At 62.8% G+C, this 20806-nt stretch carries 19 protein-coding genes; 8 read left to right on the top strand and 11 right to left on the bottom strand.

The features are described from left to right. Positions 1-29: 29 nt before the first annotated feature. From ribF to ispH, 5 genes are all read left to right on the top strand, one after another. Positions 30-980, top strand: a complete 951-nt coding sequence (ribF, locus tag AC1G9C_RS20025) for a bifunctional riboflavin kinase/FAD synthetase (RefSeq protein ID WP_480408601.1) — start codon at positions 30-32, stop codon at positions 978-980. Then, positions 977-3808, top strand: a complete 2832-nt coding sequence (gene ileS, locus AC1G9C_RS20020) for an isoleucine--tRNA ligase (RefSeq protein WP_480408600.1) — start codon at positions 977-979, stop codon at positions 3806-3808. The genes ribF and ileS overlap by 4 nt, the downstream gene beginning before the upstream one ends. Continuing rightward, the gene (gene lspA / locus AC1G9C_RS20015) at positions 3801-4310 is read left to right on the top strand and encodes a signal peptidase II (protein WP_480408599.1); all 510 of its coding nucleotides are present in this window, start codon (positions 3801-3803) and stop codon (positions 4308-4310) included. The genes ileS and lspA overlap by 8 nt, the downstream gene beginning before the upstream one ends. Beyond that, positions 4303-4740, top strand: a complete 438-nt coding sequence (locus AC1G9C_RS20010; protein WP_021441748.1) for an FKBP-type peptidyl-prolyl cis-trans isomerase — start codon at positions 4303-4305, stop codon at positions 4738-4740. Before lspA ends, AC1G9C_RS20010 begins: the two co-directional genes overlap by 8 nt. Before the next feature lie 138 nt (positions 4741-4878). Further along, positions 4879-5823, top strand: a complete 945-nt coding sequence (ispH, locus tag AC1G9C_RS20005) for a 4-hydroxy-3-methylbut-2-enyl diphosphate reductase (RefSeq protein ID WP_480408598.1) — start codon at positions 4879-4881, stop codon at positions 5821-5823. A 45-nt stretch (positions 5824-5868) separates the two neighbouring features. Here ispH and AC1G9C_RS20000 read toward each other — a convergent pair whose 3' ends face one another. From AC1G9C_RS20000 to AC1G9C_RS19970, 7 genes are all read right to left on the bottom strand, one after another. Continuing rightward, entirely contained in the window at positions 5869-6330 is a 462-nt protein-coding gene (locus AC1G9C_RS20000) for a type IV pilin protein (protein ID WP_480408597.1), read from the bottom strand. After that, positions 6327-10286: a pilus assembly protein gene (locus tag AC1G9C_RS19995; RefSeq protein WP_480408596.1), complete on the bottom strand. Its 3960-nt coding sequence runs from the start codon at positions 10284-10286 to the stop codon at positions 6327-6329. Before AC1G9C_RS19995 ends, AC1G9C_RS20000 begins: the two co-directional genes overlap by 4 nt. A gap of 32 nt (positions 10287-10318) precedes the next feature. After that, complete coding sequence (locus tag AC1G9C_RS19990) at positions 10319-10879, bottom strand: pilus assembly PilX family protein (protein WP_480408595.1); 561 nt, start codon at positions 10877-10879, stop codon at positions 10319-10321. Next, on the bottom strand, positions 10876-11598 hold the full coding sequence (locus AC1G9C_RS19985) for a prepilin-type N-terminal cleavage/methylation domain-containing protein (protein WP_480408594.1): 723 nt from the start codon (positions 11596-11598) through the stop codon (positions 10876-10878). Before AC1G9C_RS19985 ends, AC1G9C_RS19990 begins: the two co-directional genes overlap by 4 nt. A gap of 2 nt (positions 11599-11600) precedes the next feature. Continuing rightward, a complete protein-coding gene (gene pilV / locus AC1G9C_RS19980) occupies positions 11601-12119 on the bottom strand; it encodes a type IV pilus modification protein PilV (RefSeq protein WP_480408593.1) in 519 nt (172 codons plus the stop codon). Then, the gene (locus tag AC1G9C_RS19975) at positions 12116-12604 is read right to left on the bottom strand and encodes a GspH/FimT family pseudopilin (RefSeq protein ID WP_480408592.1); all 489 of its coding nucleotides are present in this window, start codon (positions 12602-12604) and stop codon (positions 12116-12118) included. Before AC1G9C_RS19975 ends, pilV begins: the two co-directional genes overlap by 4 nt. Positions 12605-12713: 109 nt before the next feature. Then, positions 12714-13223, bottom strand: coding sequence for a GspH/FimT family pseudopilin (locus AC1G9C_RS19970; protein ID WP_480408591.1), 510 nt, complete (start codon positions 13221-13223; stop codon positions 12714-12716). 143 nt (positions 13224-13366) lie between these two features. On the opposite strand from AC1G9C_RS19970, the gene AC1G9C_RS19965 reads away from it, so the two are divergent. Continuing rightward, a complete protein-coding gene (locus AC1G9C_RS19965; RefSeq protein ID WP_480408590.1) occupies positions 13367-14407 on the top strand; it encodes an NAD(P)/FAD-dependent oxidoreductase in 1041 nt (346 codons plus the stop codon). A gap of 81 nt (positions 14408-14488) precedes the next feature. Here AC1G9C_RS19965 and AC1G9C_RS19960 read toward each other — a convergent pair whose 3' ends face one another. The 4 genes from AC1G9C_RS19960 to AC1G9C_RS19945 form a co-directional block, all read right to left on the bottom strand. Further along, positions 14489-15829, bottom strand: a complete 1341-nt coding sequence (locus AC1G9C_RS19960; RefSeq protein WP_457789164.1) for a sigma-54-dependent transcriptional regulator — start codon at positions 15827-15829, stop codon at positions 14489-14491. Positions 15830-15831: 2 nt separating this feature from the next. Beyond that, on the bottom strand, positions 15832-17424 hold the full coding sequence (locus tag AC1G9C_RS19955) for a sensor histidine kinase (RefSeq protein ID WP_480408589.1): 1593 nt from the start codon (positions 17422-17424) through the stop codon (positions 15832-15834). Further along, on the bottom strand, positions 17414-17650 hold the full coding sequence (locus tag AC1G9C_RS19950) for a PP0621 family protein (RefSeq protein ID WP_021441730.1): 237 nt from the start codon (positions 17648-17650) through the stop codon (positions 17414-17416). The genes AC1G9C_RS19955 and AC1G9C_RS19950 overlap by 11 nt, the downstream gene beginning before the upstream one ends. A gap of 139 nt (positions 17651-17789) precedes the next feature. After that, positions 17790-18782, bottom strand: a complete 993-nt coding sequence (locus AC1G9C_RS19945) for an outer membrane protein assembly factor BamD (protein ID WP_021441729.1) — start codon at positions 18780-18782, stop codon at positions 17790-17792. Positions 18783-18921: 139 nt separating this feature from the next. Between AC1G9C_RS19945 and rluD the strand changes: the two genes are divergently transcribed. Further along, complete coding sequence (gene rluD, locus AC1G9C_RS19940; RefSeq protein WP_021441728.1) at positions 18922-19896, top strand: 23S rRNA pseudouridine(1911/1915/1917) synthase RluD; 975 nt, start codon at positions 18922-18924, stop codon at positions 19894-19896. Next, a complete protein-coding gene (pgeF, locus tag AC1G9C_RS19935; RefSeq protein ID WP_480408588.1) occupies positions 19893-20630 on the top strand; it encodes a peptidoglycan editing factor PgeF in 738 nt (245 codons plus the stop codon). Before rluD ends, pgeF begins: the two co-directional genes overlap by 4 nt. The last annotated feature ends 176 nt before the right edge of the window (positions 20631-20806 follow it).

Below are 20806 nucleotides of genomic sequence, written 5' to 3'. Positions count from 1 at the left end.
TCGGCCACTTTGTGAACAAGAAGCGTGCTATGCAGCTGGTTCGAGGTCTTCATAACCTGCAGCCCCAGACGCGGGGCTGCGTGGTCACCATCGGTAATTTCGACGGCGTTCATCGTGGGCACCAGGCCATCCTGGCGCGCCTGCGCGAGCGTGCCGCGGAATTGGCCGTGCCCAGCTGCGTGGTGATCTTCGAGCCGCAGCCGCGCGAATTCTTCGGTCCCGACACCGCTCCGGCGCGCCTGACCCGGCTGCGCGACAAGCTCGCCCTGCTGGCCGCCGAAGGCGTCGACATGGTGCTGTGCCTGGCCTTCAACCGCCGCCTGCGCGAGCTGTCGGCGGCCGAGTTCGTCCAGCGCGTGCTGGTCGACGGCCTCGGCGTGAAGGACCTGGAAATCGGCGACGATTTCCGCTTCGGCTGCGACCGCGCCGGCGATTTTGAGTTTCTCCAGGCCGCCGGGCGGCGCCACGGTTTCAGCGTCGATGCCTCGACCACGGTGGAAGTGCGCGGTGGCCGGGTCAGCAGCACCCGCGTGCGCCAGGCCCTGGCCGATAGCGATTTCGAGCTGGCCGAGGCGCTGCTGGGCCGGCCGTTCCGCATCGCCGGGCGGGTGCTGCACGGGCAGAAGCTCGGCCGCCAGCTGGCCGCCCCCACCGCCAATATCCAGCTCAAGCGGCGCAAGGTGCCGCTGACCGGGGTCTATCTGGTGAGCTGCGAAATCGATGGCGTGATTCAACCGGGCGTCGCCAATATCGGCGTGCGCCCCAGCGTTGCCGGCGACGGCAGCGCTCATCTGGAAGTGCACCTTCTGGATTTCGCCGGCGACCTGTATGGCCGGCGCCTCTCGGTGGCCTTCCACCACAAGCTGCGTGACGAGCAGCGTTTCGCCTCGCTGGAGGCCCTGAAGACGGCGATTGCCGCCGATATTGCCGCTGCCCGTGATTGTTGGCAGAGCCACCCGCTGATGAAGAGTCCGACATGACCGATTACAAAGCCACGCTGAACCTGCCCGATACCCCGTTCCCGATGAAGGCCGGCCTGCCGCAACGCGAGCCGCAGACCCTGCAGCGCTGGAACGAGATTGGCCTGTATAGCAAGCTGCGGCAGATCGGCGAGGGTCGGCCCAAGTTCGTCCTGCACGACGGCCCGCCCTATGCCAACGGCAGCATCCATATCGGTCATGCGGTGAACAAGATCCTCAAGGACATCATCACCCGCTCCAAGACCCTGGCCGGTTTCGACGCGCCCTACGTGCCGGGCTGGGACTGCCATGGCCTGCCGATCGAGCACAAGGTCGAGACCACCTTCGGCAAGAACCAGCCGGCCGACCTGACCCGCGAACGCTGCCGCAGCTACGCCGGCGAGCAGATTGAAGGGCAGAAGGCCGACTTCATCCGCCTCGGCGTGCTGGGCGACTGGGACAACCCCTACAAGACCATGGATTTCGCCAACGAGGCCGGCGAGATCCGCGCCCTGGCTGAGATGGTCAAGCAGGGCTTCGTGTTCAAGGGCCTGAAGCCGGTCAACTGGTGCTTCGACTGCGGCTCGGCGCTGGCCGAGGCCGAGGTGGAGTACCAGGACAAGAAATCCGACGCCATCGACGTCGCCTTCCCGGTGGAAGACGCCGGCAAGCTGGCCGCCGCCTTCGGCCTGGCCGAGCTGAACAAGCCGGCCGCCATCGTCATCTGGACCACCACGCCCTGGACCATCCCGGCCAACCAGGCGCTCAACGTCCATCCGGAATTCAACTACGCGCTGGTCGACACCGGCGCGCGCCTGCTGCTGCTGGCCGAGGAGCTGGTCGAATCCTGCCTGCAGCGCTACGGTCTCGACGGCCAGGTGCTCGCCACCGCGCCGGGCGCGGCGCTGGAGCTGATCCGTTTCCGTCATCCGTTCTACGAGCGCTTCTCGCCGGTGTACCTGGCCGACTACGTCGCCCTCGACGCCGGTACCGGCATCGTCCACTCGTCGCCGGCCTACGGCGAGGACGACTTCCGCACCTGCAAAGCCTACGGCATGAGCAACGACGAGATTCTCAGTCCGGTGCAGAGCAATGGCGTCTACACCGCGGATCTGCCGTTCTTCGGCGGCCAGTTTATCTGGAAGGCCAATGCCAACATCGTGGCCAAGCTCGACGAAGTCGGCGCGCTGCTCAAGCATCAGCCGATCCAGCACAGCTACATGCACTGCTGGCGGCACAAGACCCCGCTGATCTACCGCGCCACCGCGCAGTGGTTCGTCGGCATGGATACTCAACCCAATGATGGCGCGACCCTGCGCGAGCGCGCGCTGGCGGCCATCGAGCAGACCCAGTTCGTCCCGGCCTGGGGCCAGGCGCGTCTGCACAGCATGATCGCCGGCCGTCCCGACTGGTGCATCTCGCGCCAGCGCAACTGGGGCGTGCCGATCCCGTTCTTCCTGCACAAGGTCACCGGCGAGCTGCATCCGCGCACCGTCGAGTTGATGGAGATCGTGGCCAAGCGTGTCGAGCAAGAGGGCATCGAAGCCTGGTTCAAGCTCGACGCCGCCGAATTGCTCGGCGCCGAGGCCGCCGACTACGACAAGATCAACGACACCCTGGACGTGTGGTTCGACTCCGGTACCACCCACTGGCACGTGCTGCGCGGTTCGCACGACATGGGCCACACCGACGGCCCGCGCGCCGATCTGTATCTGGAGGGTTCGGATCAGCACCGCGGCTGGTTCCACTCGTCGCTGCTGACCGGCAGCGCCATCGACGGCCACGCGCCCTACAAGGCGCTGCTGACCCACGGCTTCGTGGTCGACGAGAACGGCCGCAAGATGTCCAAGTCGCTCGGCAACGTGGTCGCGCCGCAGGAGGTCAACGACAGTCTGGGCGCCGACATCATGCGCCTGTGGGTCGCCTCCACCGACTATTCCGGCGAGATGGCGGTGTCCAAGGTGATCCTGCAGCGCAGCGCCGACGCCTACCGCCGTATCCGCAACACTGCGCGCTTCATGCTGGCCAACCTCAATGGCTTCGATCCGGCCAAGGACCTGCTGCAGCCCGAGCAGATGCTCGACCTCGATCGCTGGGCCGTCGACGCGGCCCTGCGCCTGCAGGAAGAGATCATCGAGGCGTACGCCGACTACCGCTTCTGGAACGTCTACTCCAAGGTGCACAACTTCTGCGTGCAGGAGCTGGGCGGCTTCTATCTGGACATCATCAAGGACCGTCAGTACACCACCGCTGCCGACAGCGTCGCGCGTCGCTCCTGCCAGAGCGCGCTGTACCACATCAGCGAGGCGCTGGTGCGCTGGGTCGCGCCGATCCTGGCGTTCACCGCCGAGGAAATCTGGCAGTTCCTGCCGGGCGAGCGCAACGAGTCGGTGATGCTCAATACCTGGTACGAGGGGCTCAGCCGCCTGCCGGAGGGTTTCGAGCTGGATCGTGCCTACTGGGATCGGATCATGGCGGTCAAGGCCGCGGTCAACAAAGAACTGGAGAACCTGCGCACGGCCAAGGCCATCGGCGGCAGCCTGCAGGCTGAGGTCACGCTGTTCTGCGACGAGGCCAAGCAGGCCGATCTGGCCAAGCTCGGCGACGAGCTGCGTTTCGCCCTGATCACCTCGGCGGCGCAGACTGCGCCGCTGGCCGAGGCGCCGGTCGATGCGGTGGTCACCGAGGTGGAGGGGTTGAAGCTGAAGATCCTCAAGTCCGCCCACGCCAAGTGCGGCCGCTGCTGGCACTTCCGCGCCGACGTCGGCAGCCATGCCGCCCACCCGGAACTGTGCGGCCGCTGCGTGAGCAATATCGAAGGTGCAGGCGAGGTGCGCAAGCATGCCTGAGGTCTCGCGTTTCGGGCATCTGCCCTGGCTGCTGCTGAGCCTGCTAATTCTGGTTGCCGACCGTCTGAGCAAGGATTTCTTCGAGGCCAGCCTGAGCATGTACCAGCGTATCGAAGTCATCCCCGGCTACTTCGATTGGACCCTGGCCTACAACACCGGCGCGGCCTTCAGCTTCCTGGCCGATGCCGCCGGCTGGCAGCGCTGGTTCTTCGCCGCTATCGCCATCGTGGTCAGCATCGTGCTGGTGGTTTGGCTCAAGCGCCTCAAACGCCACGAAACCCTGCTGGCCGTGGCGCTGGCCATGGTCCTGGGCGGAGCCCTGGGTAACCTCTACGACCGCGTGGTGCTCGGCCATGTGGTCGACTTCATCCTGGTGCACTGGCAGAACCGCTGGTATTTCCCGGCGTTCAACCTGGCCGACAGCGCCATCACCGTCGGCGCCATCCTCCTGGCGCTGGATATGTTCAAGAGCAACAAGTCCGGAGAACCTGCCAATGACTGACGTACGCATCGGCCCGGACAGGGAAGTCACCCTGCATTTCGCCCTCAAGCTGGAGAACGGCGACGTGGTCGACAGCACCTTCGACAAGCAGCCGGCCACCTTCAAGGTCGGCGACGGCAACCTGCTGCCCGGCTTCGAGCAGGCGCTTTACGGCTTCAAGGCCGGCGACAAGCGCAGCGTGCAGGTGCAGCCGGAGCAGGGCTTCGGCCAGCCCAACCCGCAGAACGTGCAGGTCATGCCGCGTAGCCAATTCGAGGGCATGGAACTGTCCGAAGGGCTGCTGGTGATCTTCAACGACGCCGCCAATGCCGAGCTGCCCGGGGTGGTCAAGGCCTTCGACGACAAGCAGGTGACCATCGACTTCAACCACCCGCTGGCCGGCAAGGTGCTCGACTTCGAGGTGGAGATCCTCTCGGTCAAGGCGCTCTAGCCCGAATCGCCGCTTCCGTGGGAGCGGCTTTAGCCGCGAAGCTCTTGTTGCAGCCTGCGCTTATCCCGCGCAGGCTGTATCTTCCGGGATCGACCGATAGCGGCGCGTCGATCCTCGATCAATACCGAGACAACCAGCATGCATATCAAACTTGCCAATCCCCGCGGCTTCTGCGCCGGCGTCGACCGCGCCATCGAGATCGTCAACCGCGCCCTGGAAGTCTTCGGCCCGCCGATCTACGTGCGTCACGAAGTGGTGCACAACAAGTTCGTGGTCGAGGATCTGCGCGCCCGCGGTGCCATCTTCGTCGAAGAGCTGGACCAGGTACCGGACGACGTCATCGTCATCTTCAGCGCCCACGGCGTGTCCCAGGCGGTACGCGCCGAGGCTGAGCGCCGTGGACTCAAGGTGTTCGACGCCACCTGCCCGCTGGTGACCAAGGTGCATATGGAGGTGGTGCGCTACAGCCGCGAGGGCCGCGAGTGCATCCTCATCGGCCACGAGGGTCATCCGGAAGTGGAAGGCACCATGGGCCAGTACGACGCCAGCAACGGCGGCGCCATCTACCTGGTGGAAGACGAGACCGACGTCGCCGAGCTGCAGGTGCGCAATCCCGAGGCGCTGGCCTTCGTCACCCAGACCACGCTGTCGATGGACGACACCAGCAAGGTGATCGACGCCCTGCGCGCCAAGTTCCCGGCCATCGGCGGGCCGCGCAAGGACGATATCTGCTACGCCACGCAGAACCGCCAGGACGCGGTCAAGCAGCTCGCCGCCGAGTGCGACGTGCTGCTGGTGGTGGGCAGCCCCAACAGTTCCAACTCCAACCGCCTGCGCGAGCTGGCCGAGCGCATGGGCACCCCGGCCTACCTGATCGACGGCGCCGAGGATCTCAAGGCCGAATGGTTCGACGGGGTAAGTGGCATCGGCATCACCGCCGGCGCCTCGGCCCCTGAGGTGCTGGTGCGTGGGGTGGTCGAACAGCTGCGCACCTGGGGCGCGCAAGGGGAGACCGAACTGGACGGCCGGCCGGAGAACGTGACGTTTTCCATGCCGAAGGAGTTGCGGGTTAAGGCGTTATAGAAATAAAAAGCGGCCCATTGGCCGCTTTTTATTTCTGCTTGGTTGCTAGCGCCAGCACTGCTCCACTGTTTTTGCATTCGAGCCGCTTGCACTACGACCTTTAATGCCTACTGCTGTTAGGGTCAAGTCGCCACAGAGCCCATCGCCGATGTCTTCTTCTGCCGTCAAGGTGTAACCGCCGTCGCCATTGGTGCGTGAGACACCCACCAGATAGTAGCCGTTCTCCGAGCGTACGCGTGCACCGGCAGTATCCAGGCCCACTAAGCTGGCGGCATTGGTTACCAACAAATCCAGATCCTGGTTTATGGTGACGTAGCGGTTGTTCTGTGCGTAGAAGCGCTCCTGACGTGCCGACATTTCCTGTAAAAGTGCCATACCCTCAGCTCTTTTGCTGCGAGTGATGTAGTCCTGATAGTTCGGGATGGCGATCGCTGCCAATATGGCAATGATCGCGACCGCGAGCATCAACTCGATCAGGCTAAAACCATGTTGTTGACGCTTATTCATTGAAACTCCTCAGGCACGATATGCCAGCTCTGGCGGCCGCTGCTGTTGGGGTCATCACCGACGGTGGCAGGGTCGGCGGCACCGTCACTGCCGAAGACCTTGTTGCCCGGTGCCAGGGTGAAACCGCCGACTGCCGGGAAGCGTACGCCGGAGACCACGCTCTTTGCATCACCGTAGGCGTCCAGCGGGCTAACCATCTTGTCGTTGTTAAGGTCGAGCACGTTGAACTTGGTACGGCCACCGCTATACGCATCGACGGCATAGAACCAAGTATCTGCCCCGGCCTGGCAAGGATCCTGGTTTGGGGTGAGGCTGCTGAGGAACAGCGTCGAACCACGTGCAGCCATATTGTTGATGATCATCTCGCCGGTCAGCTTCTGCCCTCCAGTGCCCTCCACTGCCATGTCCAATGCCCAGCCCCACAGGTTGACTGCAGCATCGTCTTTCGGGGCTACGGGAGGGTTCGGGTCATTCGGAACCGGCGTTTTGAACCATTGAACCTGATTTTGGCTAAGCAAGCGGATGTCATTCTGCGCGCTTTGGTTTTCGTCGCCGATAACAGCCCCATCGACCTGATCGGTGAACTGCTGTTTCTGCAGCTGGCTGCGATCAGTAGCTCTGGGTGTATTGTCAGTGGTCGACTGGCGTTTGGTGTTGCGATCCCAGATGCCATAAAGGGTCATCGCTCGGCTGGTATCGACATTCGCATCGCTGTTCTCGATGTACTTGCCGGTACCTACCAGAACCAGATAACCGTAAGAGCTAGGGTGGCGTACTAAAGAGGGTTGAATAGTGATTGCCTGGCGCTTCAATACACCGTTCTTCGAGTCTTTTGCAGTAAATAATGGCTTGCCGCCGTAAGCAATCTTGAAGTCGGCGACTGTGACATTCTCGAGTGCTGTCTGCGCCCGTGAGAATGGGTCTCCCCCAGGCGGGGTGAGCTCGGTTGGTAGCAGATCAAAGCGCCACAGATTTCCTTGTAGGTCGCCGGCATAGGCATAGTCAACCAGGCCGTCACCATTGTTGTCTGCACCCCGCACGCTAGAGAGGCCATTCGGCAAGGTTATATTGTTCTCGACAACGTCGGGTACGACGAGTTTTTTCAGCAGGCCACCACTTTTGATGTCGATGATCATCAAGGCTGCCTTGTCATTGGTGCTGTTGTAGCCATTGCCCATTAGTACAGCCCATTGGCCTGAGTGCAGGCGTACGATTTCCGGCTGGGCGAAGGTGTAACCAAGATCAATGTCGGTAGTCGAGTCGAATTCCCAGAGCAGTTTGATGTTTTCCGGATCGGTGATATCCAATGCAAACAGAGACTTGCCTCCGGCACGAAGGGTGCCGATTAATACAGTGCGCCAACCTTCGTCGTTACCATCGCCAAAGTAAACGTCGCGAACGATAGGCGAGCCGTCGACGAAATAGCGGTGCTCCGCGCCGGTATAGTTCTGACCGGTCAGGCGATAGAGGTTCTTGATCACTTCGGTCGGGATAAAGGCAAACTCTTCCTGGCCGGTTGCTGCATTGAAGCCGTGCAACATGCCATCGTTACCGCCCACATAGATCATTTCCTTGCGCGCCGATTTTTGGTTTGCAGTGCGGAATGCGGCATAGCTTTTGTAGTTACTATTGTCGCCGCCGGGGTTTTCGATGGCGTCGGCTAGATAAGCCAGGTAACCAGGCGTGCCGACAACGACTGGGCTGGAGTTGACAATGTCGCCCAGTACAGTGCTACGGGTGCGGAATAAGGGGCTGGCTGAGCCCTCTTTACTGCGGTCGCCACGAATATAGGCGACACGATCAGCGCCTCGAGTGTCGCTGGCCCCCACCAAGCTTTCCGGATCAACACTTAGCAGGCTTTGCATAGAGCCCAGGTTGTTCCAGGTAAAGTTCTTCAATTTATTTGTCGAGTTGCTGGTGTCCGCCATCATGACCTTGCGTGTCGCGGGGTCTATGCTCTGATTGGCTGCTTTGGCATTCCACAGCACTGTCTGTTCGCCGTTGCCGGCGACCAAGGTTTTGATCAGTTGGCCACTCCAGTCCTGGCTGGAGAATTGAGTCGCGTAGACGTTGCTTTGAATGCTGGTTCCATCGTTATCCGATACGAAGGATGCCGATACTGCGGGGCGCGCAGCGGAGGCGGTTCGGTCGGCGATGCGATTAAGAATATCCTTGAAGGCTTGTACCATTGCGTCTGGGCTGTCGACACTGAAGAACTCTCCGCGAGAGTTTATCGCTGCGTGCCACAAGTCGTAGACATTGTTGACACTATCGCCGCTGGCGGCTGGCCAGCTTCTGGCGCCACTTGCCAGGTTGTTGTAACCCGCACCGCCAAATGTGCCTTTTTCCTCATCCCATTCCAGGCCTGCTTGAGCCAGGGCACTTGTGAGGCCGAGACCCATGGTGAAGTTGACCATGTGCTGCCAAGTCGCCGGGTCGTTTCGAGGATCCCAATATTGAGTCGCCGCAGTCTCATTCTTGAACGGGATATAAGGGCTGAGGCCATTAGATAGGTTTGGATTAAGGTCCGTGGCCCAGTAGTGCATTGCCAGGTCAGCAAGTGTCTGCTGTGTCCCGTCTGCAAAAGGGGGGCGACTTCCGTTGTAACTGGTACCGTCAGGTAGAGTAAAGTTACTGTGGTCCGCGCGCAGAGTGTCGCTGGGTGCATTGTATCCGCCGTTCCATATGCCGTCGGTCATCATGATGTGATAACTAGGGCGGCAGGAATAAGTGTTGCCGGAATTATTGGTCTGGCTAGAGTCGTTTGGGTACTTGTGCCAGGCAACTGAACTCTTAAGAAACTCGCCAGCCCTCTGCATTGCTATGCGCAGAGGCGTGCTTTGATCGAATGGTGGATCTTGGAACCAGGAAAAAAGCTGGCCTTTGTGTGCGTTGGTATATTCGCGAAGTCGGTTGTCTTTGCAGGCGCTGCTGGTGCCGTTGAAGTTTGTGCAGTTCCCCAGGCTTTGCCAGGTCAATCGAACTTCTGCTGGTAAGTCGGAAAATGCGATTTGAGCGGCGCTCAATGTCGCCAGTGCACGGTTGCGATAGAACGAATACCAGATGGCGAAATTCTGTCTTTCATCGATACCTGCAGCACTGTCATCAGCGCGTAGTGTGCCGGAAGTGGCGGACACTATGACACGTCGATAGCAATTATCATCAACTTTGCGATTGGCAACGACCGTTGTGCAACTCGGCAGGGTGTCGTCGAATACGTAGTAATAGGCTGGAACGCCAGTTTGGCGAGTGTCGTTGGTAGTGACGCTGAATGAATTGTTGGAGCGGGAGCAGTTTACTGTCGTAAATCCAGTGGGTGACGTGATGCTTGCCGTACAACCTGTTCCGGTATTCGTACGTGTAACTGTAAAGGTGACATTGTTGATCGTTTGGGTAAGTGATGCGCCGTTAGTGGTTGGGCCGTTGAAGCTACCGCTGCTAAAGTAATAATCGGGTGCAGGGTTTGACCCAAAGCGGTTCGCTGTGCTGTTGTAGCCGTAAGCGGTACTGGTTGGCAGCGTTCCTGTGGGGTCGTATGTCCAAGTAACTCGATAGGCATTGCTAAGGTCGTATGTTCCTCGGCCGGTATTAAAGCCATTATTGTATGCGGTAGTAAAACTAGTGGAGAAAGGCGTTGCTGAAACGTTGCCGTTGGTGTCATAACGCGTAGGAATGCGATAGGTTACCGACGGATTATAGTACATTGGGTTGAAATCGGCCGATTTTGCTCGGCGAGTACTGTGCAAACCATTAATGCCGTCCGGCACAAACGCCCAGCGCATACTGCCCGAATCATCGAGAGTAAGAATAAGGTTTGGGGCTACCGTTTCGTTGAGGATCAGCGGTTTCTGGCTGATATTGAGTGCGGCGGCACTCGCCGAAAAAGTACCGCTGAAATAGAGGAAAAAACCTAGGGTGCTGAGTAGTGCTTTGCTTGAAAGTGTGGGCTTGTGCATGGCGTTGTCCTGAGGTGATCTCTGGCGGCGACTTAGTTTTTCTCGATCAGGCCCTTTGAATTCAGGGCTACAGTTGAGCGAGCTGCGCTGCTGATACTGTTGTTTTCGGCGATGCCATTAATTTCATAGCGGAATACGCCAATGCCCAGCAGCATGTTGCCATATTCCGGGTTTTCGGATTCGCCCTGTAGTTCGCCCCCCGGAGCTATCTGTGCATACCACTGAGCGGTGCCGTAGAGTTCGGTGCCGTCATTCGGCGAGTAAATTTGTGCGTCTGTTGCATTGATTGCATAGGTAGGGTTGCGTTTGAGCAGGCAGAGTTTCTTCGGGGCTAGGCCTGCACAATCGGCGGTGGGTTCCTGTGGGCCGAATTCAATCACTCGCCGCTCACCATCGCGAAGCGTGGAGTCGGCGACATTCAGTAATTGCTTACTTTCGATCATGTTGCCGGTGATCCGTGACTCCAGACTGACCTCGCGCATATTGGCGATAGCCAGGACGGTGATGATAAGCAGAAATACCAATGCAATCAGTAGGCTAATACCTTGTTGCTGGCGTCGTTGTCCCAGAAGTTGGTGGCGATTCTGTGTCATGGCATCAGATTCCTCATGCTGGCGCTGCTGGATAGCATGGTGTAGAGACGCTTGTCGTTAGGTTGGTTGCCGAACCAATATTCATAAACGTGGCTGCCGGCACTCTTGCTGATTTCGGTCGGACTTGCAGCCATAACGGAGAACTGCACAGCACGAATATTCGCGTTCTCGGCAGGCTCAGGAACGTATTCGGTGATGCGCTTTTCTTCGCTATAGTTCACGCCATAGTCAAAGCCCAGTCCCGCAATTCCGGTGGCAATGGTTTGGCCATTGCAAGTGAGATCACCGTCGGTGAGTTCGAAGAACTCGGTCACCGGTTCTCCATCTATGTAAGGGTTTGCTGGAATGTTGGCGATATTGTCGCCGCTACAAGTGCGAGCGTTGGGGAAGGCGGGTTGATACCGAATGCAGAATGAGCTAGCGCTCACTCGTTTCACCACTTGCCCCGCAGCCATCCCGTCACAAGCGCCACCACTTATCGAAGGGAAGGCCGCCTCCATGGTTTCGTCGGGACGACGGCGGTAGCCGGTCTTGGCCAGCGTTTGCTCCAGCAGCAGGATGGAGAAGCGCGCGCTTTCGATATTTTGCCCCTGACTTTGCTGAAACAGGGTGTTTTCGCGGTTATCCAGATACACCTGGGTGATGCCGATGATCAGGAAGCTGCTAATCAGCAGGGCAACCATCATCTCGATAATAGAAAGACCGTATTGCTTGTGCATGGTCATAGCTCTCCGCGCAGACGCAAGGTACAGATGAAAGGATCGGCGCCATTGCCACAGCTTTCACCATTGGAGCGCCAGGCCACCTGAACTTCGACGGTCGAGCCGGCACCGGCGGCGCAGACCCCTGGTTGCACCGAGCGACAAACGTAGAAAGCGTTGCGCACGGCTACGGCGTCGTCATCGTCGCCCGCCGTTCCGGGCATCAACATACGTGCCTTCTCGCTCCAGCAGGTGAGCTGTTCGGCTACGTCGGTTGCGTCCACCTGGCCGCCCTCGCATTCGCCATCGGCTGCGAGCTGGTCGATCAGGTAGTCATCGCGGGCGTCCGGATTGGCGCGGATTTTCTCCATGATCTCGGTTGCCAGCATGACGGCGTTGTTGCGCGCCACCGAGTCCGAGGTGAATTGGATGCCACGTCCTTGCATGGCTACTAGACCGAGCATGCCGACGGTCAGTAGCAATAATGTGACCAGCACTTCGATCAGGCTGAAGCCGCTTTGCGTATTGCGCAGGGTCATGGTTGGCAGTCTCCCAAATCGTTGCCCTGGTCGTCCTTGCCTCGCGGCATCAGGCGCGTACTGCCGCTGGGCTGAACCTCAATTCGATAGGCGAAGGCTGGGTTATCGTCGCGGCAAACAACGAAGCTTGCAGCCTCGGCCGAGCCGTTTGCGGTAAAGGTGAGCGTGATCGGCGCCAGGCTGCTGGCGACACTGGCGTGGTCCGGGTTAAAGGTCTCCTGGCGCAGCGCGGTGGCATCCGTAGCGTTCTCGACGATCCAGTCGTTATTGCTGTTGCGCAGTCTGATAGAGGTGCGGCGCACCACCGCCTGCGAACGAGCGAACTGCAGCAGACTGTTGAGCGTCTGCGCCTGTGCCTCGATCTGGTTGTTGGCGACCAGGCGGGCGAAGTTAGGTATTGCGATGCCCACTGCGATAGCCAGCAAGGCAAGAACGATCATCAGTTCGATCAGGCTGAATCCTCGCATGTCAGGGTGGTGTGACATGGTGTGCTCCTTGGGGACGTCCGAGCGAATACTGCGATAGCGTCCCCTGTCTGTCTGCTATGGCATGACAGCTGGCTGACTGGAGCGGATGACTGGTTGCGGCAGAGTTTCAGCCGCGGCATCGATGGGCTTCCGCCAGGTTTTCCGCAGTGCTTGCGAGGCGAACTCGTCCTTGTCTATTGAGGATCAGTTGCCAGGCGATCTCCTTGCCTTTGCACTGAAAGAAGCGGCCGTTGCTGGCGGGACTGGTGCCATTGGCGTGGAAGCGAATGCGGGGATCGAAGCCGGCCCAGTAGAGGGGTGTCGAACTGCGATGCTGCTGGATTTGTAGGACTTGTTCCGGTGTGCGTGTGAACTGCATGCGCCAGCCCTGACTCCAGTCGCGGCCACAGGTCGCGCCATTCAGTGAGCCGCACAATTCTACGGATGTCCTGCGGAGTACGGCCTGTAGCCGGGCGTAATGGAGAGAGGCATGTAGGTGGTTGCGCAGGGCCTCGCGTTCACTTTTTTGCTGTAGCGCCGAGAGGGCTGGTACTGCCATGGATGTGCCGATACTGACAAGCGCCAGTGCGACCAGAAGCTCATACAGGCTGAATGCCAACTGTGTACGTTGTTTCATCGGTATAGTCCCTTACGTTTTGCTGGGTGCCTTCCTGGCACAGGTAAGGGTTTAGTAGTTATTAACAGTCTTGGCAAATTGGGGGCTATGTGGGGAGCACGGTAATAGTCGGAGGGGGGGCTTTGGGGTTGCTGTCTGCCAACATGTTGGCTATGGCGGGCGAAGAAGTACTGCTTCTGGATCGCCAAGGTGTCGGCACTGAATCCTCCTGGGCCGGCGGCGGCATCGTTTCGCCGCTCTATCCCTGGCGTTACGGCGCGGCGGTGACGGCGTTGGCGCATTGGTCGCAGGATTTCTATCCGGGGCTCGGCGAGCAGTTGCTGGCGGCGACCGGGATCGACCCCGAGGTGCATGTCACCGGCCTGTACTGGCTGGATCTGGACGACGAGGCCGAGGCGCTGGCCTGGGCGGCGCGCGAGGGGCGGGTGTTACGGGCGGTGGAGATCACCGAGGTGCATGCCCGGGTGCCGGCGCTGGGAGCGGGCTTTGCGCGCGCCATCCATATGCCGGGGGTGGCCAATGTGCGTAACCCGCGGCTGGTCAAGGCGCTGCGCGCGGCGCTGCTGGCGATGCCCAAGGTGCAGTTGCGCGAGCAGTGTGCGGTCGGTGGCTTCATTCAGGAAGGTGGGCGGATCCGTGGCGTCGCCACGGCCGACGGCGAGATTCGCGCGGAGCGTGTGGTGCTGGCCGCCGGGGCCTGGAGCGGCGAGTTGCTCAAGAGCCTGGGGATCGACCTGCCGGTGCAGCCGGTCAAGGGCCAGATGATCCTCTACAAGTGCGCCGCGGACTTTCTGCCGAGCATGGTATTGGCCGGCGGGCGCTACGCGATCCCGCGACGCGACGGCCATATCCTGGTGGGCAGCACCCTGGAGCATGCCGGCTTCGACAAGACGCCGACCGAGGTGGCCCTGGCCAGTCTGAAGGATTCGGCGGAGACGCTGTTGCCGGCCTTGAAGGAGGCCGAGGTGGTCGGCCATTGGGCCGGTCTGCGGCCGGGTTCGCCGGAGGGTATTCCCTTTATCGGCGAGGTGCCTGCGTATCCCGGGCTGTGGCTCAATTGCGGGCATTACCGCAACGGCCTGGTGCTGGCACCGGCGTCCTGCCGCCTGCTGGCCGATCTGCTGCTGGGGCGCGAACCGATCATCGATCCGGCGCCCTATGCGCCGGCGGGGCGGTTGGGCTAGCTTGGCCAGCGGCATGCGGTATCGATCCCGCGCTTTGGTGGATGTAAACAGCGACATCCGCCCTACGGAACGCTGTGTGTCCTAGTCGATCCCCAGTTTCTTCAGGCGGTAGCGCATCGAGCGGAACGTCAGGCCCAGGCGTTGGGCGGCGGCGGTGCGGTTCCAGCGGGTTTCTTCCAGGGCCTGCATGATCAGCTTGCGTTCGATGCCTTCGAGGTAGTCCTCCAGGTTGTCGATCTGCGCCAGGCTGGTTTCGCCGGCCTCGCCGCTCGGGCCTGCGGCGTCGGCCAGGCGCAGGTCGGCGGCGCTGATCTGGTCGTCCTCGCACAGGGTGTAGGCGCGTTCGAGCATGTTCTCCAGTTCGCGCACGTTGCCCGGGAAGCGGTAGTTCTTCAGCTTCTCCAGCGCCTCGGGCTGCAGCTTGGCGGCGGCCAGGCCGCTGCCGTCGGCCAGGCGCGCGAGCATCACCGTGGCCAGCTGGGCGATGTCCTCGCGACGCTCGCGTAGCGGCGGTACGCGCAGTTCGATGACGTTGAGGCGGTAGTAGAGGTCCTGACGGAAGCGCCCGGCGGCGACTTCGGCGGCCAGGTCCTTGTGCGTGGCGCAGAGGATGCGCACGTCCACCACCACTTCCTGCTGGCCGCCGACGGCGCGCACGGCCTTCTCCTGGATCGCGCGCAGCAGCTTGACCTGCATCGGCAGCGGCAGGTCGGCCACTTCGTCGAGGAACAGGGTGCCGCCGTTGGCGGCCTGGAACAGGCCCTGCTTGTCCTCGATGGCGCCGGTGAAGCTGCCTTTCTTGTGGCCGAAGAACTCGCTCTCCATCAGCTCCGAGGGGATGGCGCCGCAGTTGACCGGGACGAACGGCTGCTCGGCGCGCGGGCCCTGTTCGTGAATCAGCCGCGCCACCAGTTCCTTGCCGCTGCCCGACTCGCCGCTGATATAGACCGGCGCCTGACTGCGGGCGAGTTTCTGGATCTGCTTGCGCAGCGCCTTCATCGGCGGCGAGTCGCCGAGCAGGCGGTTGTCCACCGGCGCGTCCTCGCCCTCGGGAGAGCGGATGCGCAGGGCGGTGGCGACCAGTTCGCGCAGCCGGCCGAGGTCCACCGGCTTGGTGACGAAGTCGAAGGCGCCGGCCTTGAGCGCGTTGATCGCGGTGTCCAGGCTGCCGTAGGCGGTGATCATCGCCACCGGCACCTGCGGGTGGCGCTGCTGGATGTGCTGCACCAGGTCGAGGCCGGTGCCGTCGGGCAGGCGCATGTCGGTCAGGCACAGGTCGAAGGGTTCGCGTGCCAGCCACTCGCGCGCTTCCTTGACGTTGCGCGCGCTGCGCGTGTCCAGCTTCATCCGGCCGAGGGTGATTTCCAGCAGTTCGCGGATGTCCGGTTCGTCGTCGACGATCAAGGCTCTCTGGCGGGTCATGGTCAGCTCAGTTTGCGCGGGTGGGCGAAGGTGATGCGAAAGCAGCTGCCGCCACCTTCGCGGGGTTTGTAGTCGAGGCGTGCCTGGTTGCCCTGGCACAGCTCGCGGGAAATATACAGGCCCAGGCCCGTGCCCTTGTTCTCGGTGGTGTAGAAGGGCTCGAAGATGTGCTGCTCCTGCTCGGGTGGCACGCCGGGGCCGTCGTCGAGGATTTCCAGCACCGGCAGGTCGCTGGCCTCGTCGCGGAACAGGCGCAGCCAGACCTGGCCGATCTTGTGCTGCTTGGCGCTGTAGCGCAGGCCATTCTGCACCAGGTTGGTCAGCACCTGGGTCAGCTGGTGCGGGTCCATGCGCGTCTGCAGGCTGCCACCCTGGGTCTCCAGGTGGATCTGCCGGTCCGCCGGCGCCGAGCTGCGGAACTCGCTGGCGAAGCGGTGCAACCAGTATTTCAGGTCGAGCAGTTGCGGCTCGGCCTGGCGCCGGCGCGACAGCTGCAGGACGTTCTCGATCACCAGGTTCATGCGCTTGGAGTGATCCTGGATGATCTGCGCCAGGCGCTGGTCCGGGCCCTGCAGCTCTTCCGACTCCTGCAGCAGCTGCGCGGCGTGGCTGATGGCGCCGAGCGGGTTGCGAATCTCGTGGGCGATGCCGGCGGTCAGTCTTCCCAGGGAGGCCAGCTTGAGCTGCTGCGCCTGCTGGGCGATCTGCGAGATGTCGTCGAGAAACACCAGGATGTGCTGCTGCTCGCCGCGCTGCAGGGAAATGAAGCTGGGCTGCAGCACCGGGCCGTCGGGCTGGGCCTGCAGGTTGTCGGGGCGCAGGGTGGGGTTGTGCAGCCACTGCTGCAGGCGCTTGACCAGCTCGGGGCAGTGCGGGTCGATGATCTTGCCGGTCAGTTCGCCGCGCCCTAGCAACTGGGTGGCGCCCTGATTGGCCAGCAGCACGCGGTGCTGGGTGTCGAGCACCAGGATGCCGGTGCGCATGCGCTGGAGGATCTGCGCGTTGAGCTCTTCCAGGTTGGCCACGTCGGCGGCGCGCTGTTCGGCGAGGTTTTCGCTGACCTGCAGGCGGCGGGTGATGCCCTGGATGAACAGCGCGCCGGCGAAGCACAGTGCGCCGAGGGCGCCGGCCTGCACGTACTGCGCGGCGGCGGCCGGGCGGTTGAGGCTGAGGTAGAAGGTCAGGTAGATCAGCGCCATCGCGGCGACGGCGGCGATCAGCAGGCCGATGCGTCCGCGCAGCAGGATATTGGCGATGGCCACCGCCACCACCAGCAGGTTGCCGATGCCGCTGGGCGTGCCGCCGGCAGCGTAGAACAGGCCGGAGAGGAAGATCACGTCGACCAGCGCCAGGCTGAACAGCTGCATCAGGTGCCTGGGCTTCTGCACCAGCACGGCGATGAAGATGTTGAGGATCAGGTAGACCCAGCTGCCGGTGCGAAACAGCTCGATATGCATCACGTCGAGCAGTTGCTCGTCGAGGTTGCTGGAGATCAGCAGGATCAGCGCCAGGCCGATGCTCAGGCGATAGAAGTGGTAGAGCCTGAGGATGCGCCGCCCCTGCGTACTGTCGAGGACGCTGGCGTCAGCGATCACCGGCGTGCGGGCCTTGTTCGAGGTGGGCCTGGCTGCAGTACCAGCGCTGATCCTGGCTCAGTGCCTGGCTTTGCGGCACGTGCACGCCGCAGTGGGCGCAGCGCACCATGGGCGCGGCGGCGTCCTCGCGCGGACGCGGGCGTTTCGGTTTGCTGACGAAGCGGCGCCAGATCCAGATCGCGGCGAAGATCACGGCGATCCAGAACAGCAGGCGGAACAGGCCCATGGTGTGCTCTTTAGTCGGTTAAAGCCGGCAGTTTAGCCAAGCCGCGGCCATCGGCACAGGGGCCGGGTGGCAGGCTGTGCGCTGATTCCGGGCAATAAAAAAGGGAGGCCGTGGCCTCCCTTCTATGCGGGCGTGGCGATCAGTCGAACAGGCCGAAGGTCAGGTAGCTCCAGATCGAACGCTTCTTTTCGGTCTCGCCGGTCTCGGCGTCCTGCTGCAGCTCGGCCGGAATCTGCTGCTCGGCATCTTCGTACTGACGGATCACGTCCTGGCTGGCGCGGGTTTCGCCTGGCGGCAGCGGGGTGTCGGTCTCGATCAGGCCGAGGGTGGCCTTGGCCAGCCAGGAGCGGTTGTCCGCCTCTTCCTCGCGTGGCACGAACTGGCCGTCGACCAGGCTGGGGTGGTCGGGGTAGTTGAGCTTGAGGGTTTCCAGGCTGGTGGCGGCCAGGTCGTCGAGGGACAGGCGCTGGTAGGCCTCGGTCATGATCGCCAGGCCGTCGCCGACCGCCGGGGTTTCCTGGAAGTTTTCCACCACGTAGCGGCCGCGGTTGGCGGCGGCGACATAGGCCTGGCGCTTGAGGTAGTAGTGGGCGACGTGCACTTCGTAGGCGGCCAGCAGGTTGCGCAGGTAGATCATGCGCTGCTTGGCGTCCGGCGCGTAGCGGCTGGTGGGGTAGCGGCTGGTGAGCTGGGCGAACTCGTTGTAGGAGTCGCGCGCCGCGCCGGGGTCGCGCTTGGTCATGTCCAGCGGCAGGAAGCGCGCCAGCAGGCCGCGGTCCTGGTCGAAGGAGGCCAGGCCCTTGAGGTAGTAGGCGTAGTCGACGTTGGCGTGCTGCGGGTGCAGGCGGATGAAACGCTCGGCAGCGGACTTGGCGGCCTCCGGCTCGACGTTCTTGTAGTAGGCGTAGATCAGCTCCAGCTGCGCCTGCTCGGCGTAGCGGCCGAACGGGTAGCGCGATTCCAGGGCCTTGAGCTTGCTGATGGCGCTGGTGTAGCTGCGGTTGTCCAGGTCGGCCTGGGCCTGCTGGTACAGCTCCACCTCGCTCAGGTTTTCGTCGACCTCCGGCTGCTTCGAGGAACAGGCGGCGGTGAGGGCGAGGATGGCGATCAGCAGCAGGTGTCTCACTTGCATGGCGGCTTGCGTCCCTGTGACGGCCGCGCGGCCGTCCTGTTATGATGAGCGCCCCCTGGGTTCCCCTGGGGCAAAGACGCCGTATTTAACCACAAGCCCGTCGCCGAAACCAAAGGCCGGGCTCCCGCCGTTGCCGAAGATGACTTCTATCAATAAACAGCTGATCCAACTCCAGGCCACCGTGCCCTTCGAACAGGGCGGGCAGCGCCTCGACCAGGTGGCGGCGCAGCTGTTCGGCGAGTTCTCCCGCTCGCGCCTGTCCGCCTGGATCAAGGACGGCCGGCTGACCGTCGACGGCGCCGTGGCGCGCCCGCGCGACATCGTCCATGCCGGCGCGCAGCTGGTGCTGGACGCCGAGCAGGAAGCCCAGGGCGAGTGGCTGGCGCAGGACATCGAACTGAACATCGTCTACGAGGACGAGCACCTGCTGGTGATCGACAAGCCGGCTGGCCTGGTCGTCCACCCCGCGGCCGGACACGCCGACGGCACCCTGCTCAACGCCCTGCTGCACCACGTGCCGGACATCGTCAACGTGCCGCGCGCCGGCATCGTCCACCGCCTGGACAAGGACACCACCGGCCTGATGGTGGTGGCCAAGACCCTGCAGGCGCAGACCATCCTGGTCGAGCAGCTGCAGAAGCGCACGGTCAGCCGCATCTACGAATGCATCTGCATCGGCGTGATCACCGCCGGCGGCACCATCGACGCGCCCATTGGCCGCAGCTCGGCGCAGCGCCAGCGCATGGCGGTTACCGACGGTGGCAAGCCGGCGGTCAGCCACTACCGGGTGCTGGAACGCTACCGCTCGCACACCCACGTGCGGGTCAAGCTGGAAACCGGGCGCACCCACCAGATTCGCGTGCACATGAGCCACGTCGGCTACCCGCTGGTGGGCGACCCTGTGTATGCCGGGCGCTTCCGCATTCCGCCGGCGGCCAGCCCGAGCCTGGTGCAGAGCCTCAAGGAATTCCCGCGTCAGGCGCTGCACGCGCGCTTCCTCGAGCTGGACCACCCGGCCACCGGCAAGCGCATGAAGTGGGAGTCGCCGCTGCCGGACGACCTGGTCTGGCTGCTCACCCTGCTGCGCCAGGACCGCGAGGCATTCGTCGGGTGAACGCCTGGGCACATGACTGGTTGACCCCGGACTGGCCCGCGCCGGCCAGGGTGCGCGCCTGCGTCACCACCCGCCGCGGCGGGGTCAGCGCGGCGCCGTTCTACAGCCTCAACCTCGGCGAGCACGTCGACGACGACCCCGCCGCCGTGGCCAAGAACCGTCAGCGCCTGCTCAGCCAGCTGGGTTGCCAACCGGCCTGGCTGCGCCAGGTGCATGGTATCCAGGTGGTCGCCGCCGACCCGGCGCGGGTCGCCGAGGCCGATGCCAGCTGGACCGCCACCCCCGGCATCGCCTGCACCGCGATGACCGCCGACTGCCTGCCGGCGCTGTTCTGTGACCGCGCCGGCACTCGGGTGGCCGCCGCCCATGCCGGCTGGCGCGGGCTGGCCGGCGGCGTGCTGGAGGCCACCGTGCAGGCGCTCGACGTGGCGCCCGAGGACCTGCTGGTCTGGCTCGGCCCGGCCATCGGCCCGGCGGCCTTCGAGGTCGGCGCCGAGGTGCGCGAGGCCTTCGTCCGCCAGCACGGCGAAGCGGCAAGCGCCTTCGTGCCCGGCACCAATGCCGGCAAGTACATGGCCGATATCTACCAGCTGGCGCGCATCCGCCTGGCCGCCATCGGCGTGACAGCGGTCAGCGGCGGCGGCCTGTGCACCTACAACGACCCGCGTTTCTATTCCTACCGGCGCAGCCCACGCACCGGGCGTTTCGCCTCGCTGATCTGGCTGCAGCCCTGAGTCGGGATACCCCGGCCGCGTAGGGTGGATCGCGCTTTATCGATCCACCGTGCTGGTGGATATAAAAAGCGATATCCACCCTACGGCCATCCCGCCATCCCGCCATCCCGCCATCTCCGCTAATCGGCGCTTTTGTAGCTCTTAATCACCATCATCAATAGTGCTGTGCCGAGCGA

This window comes from Pseudomonas sp. ABa2, assembly GCF_056676075.1.
This window is presented reverse-complemented; position numbering and strand designations above follow the sequence as displayed.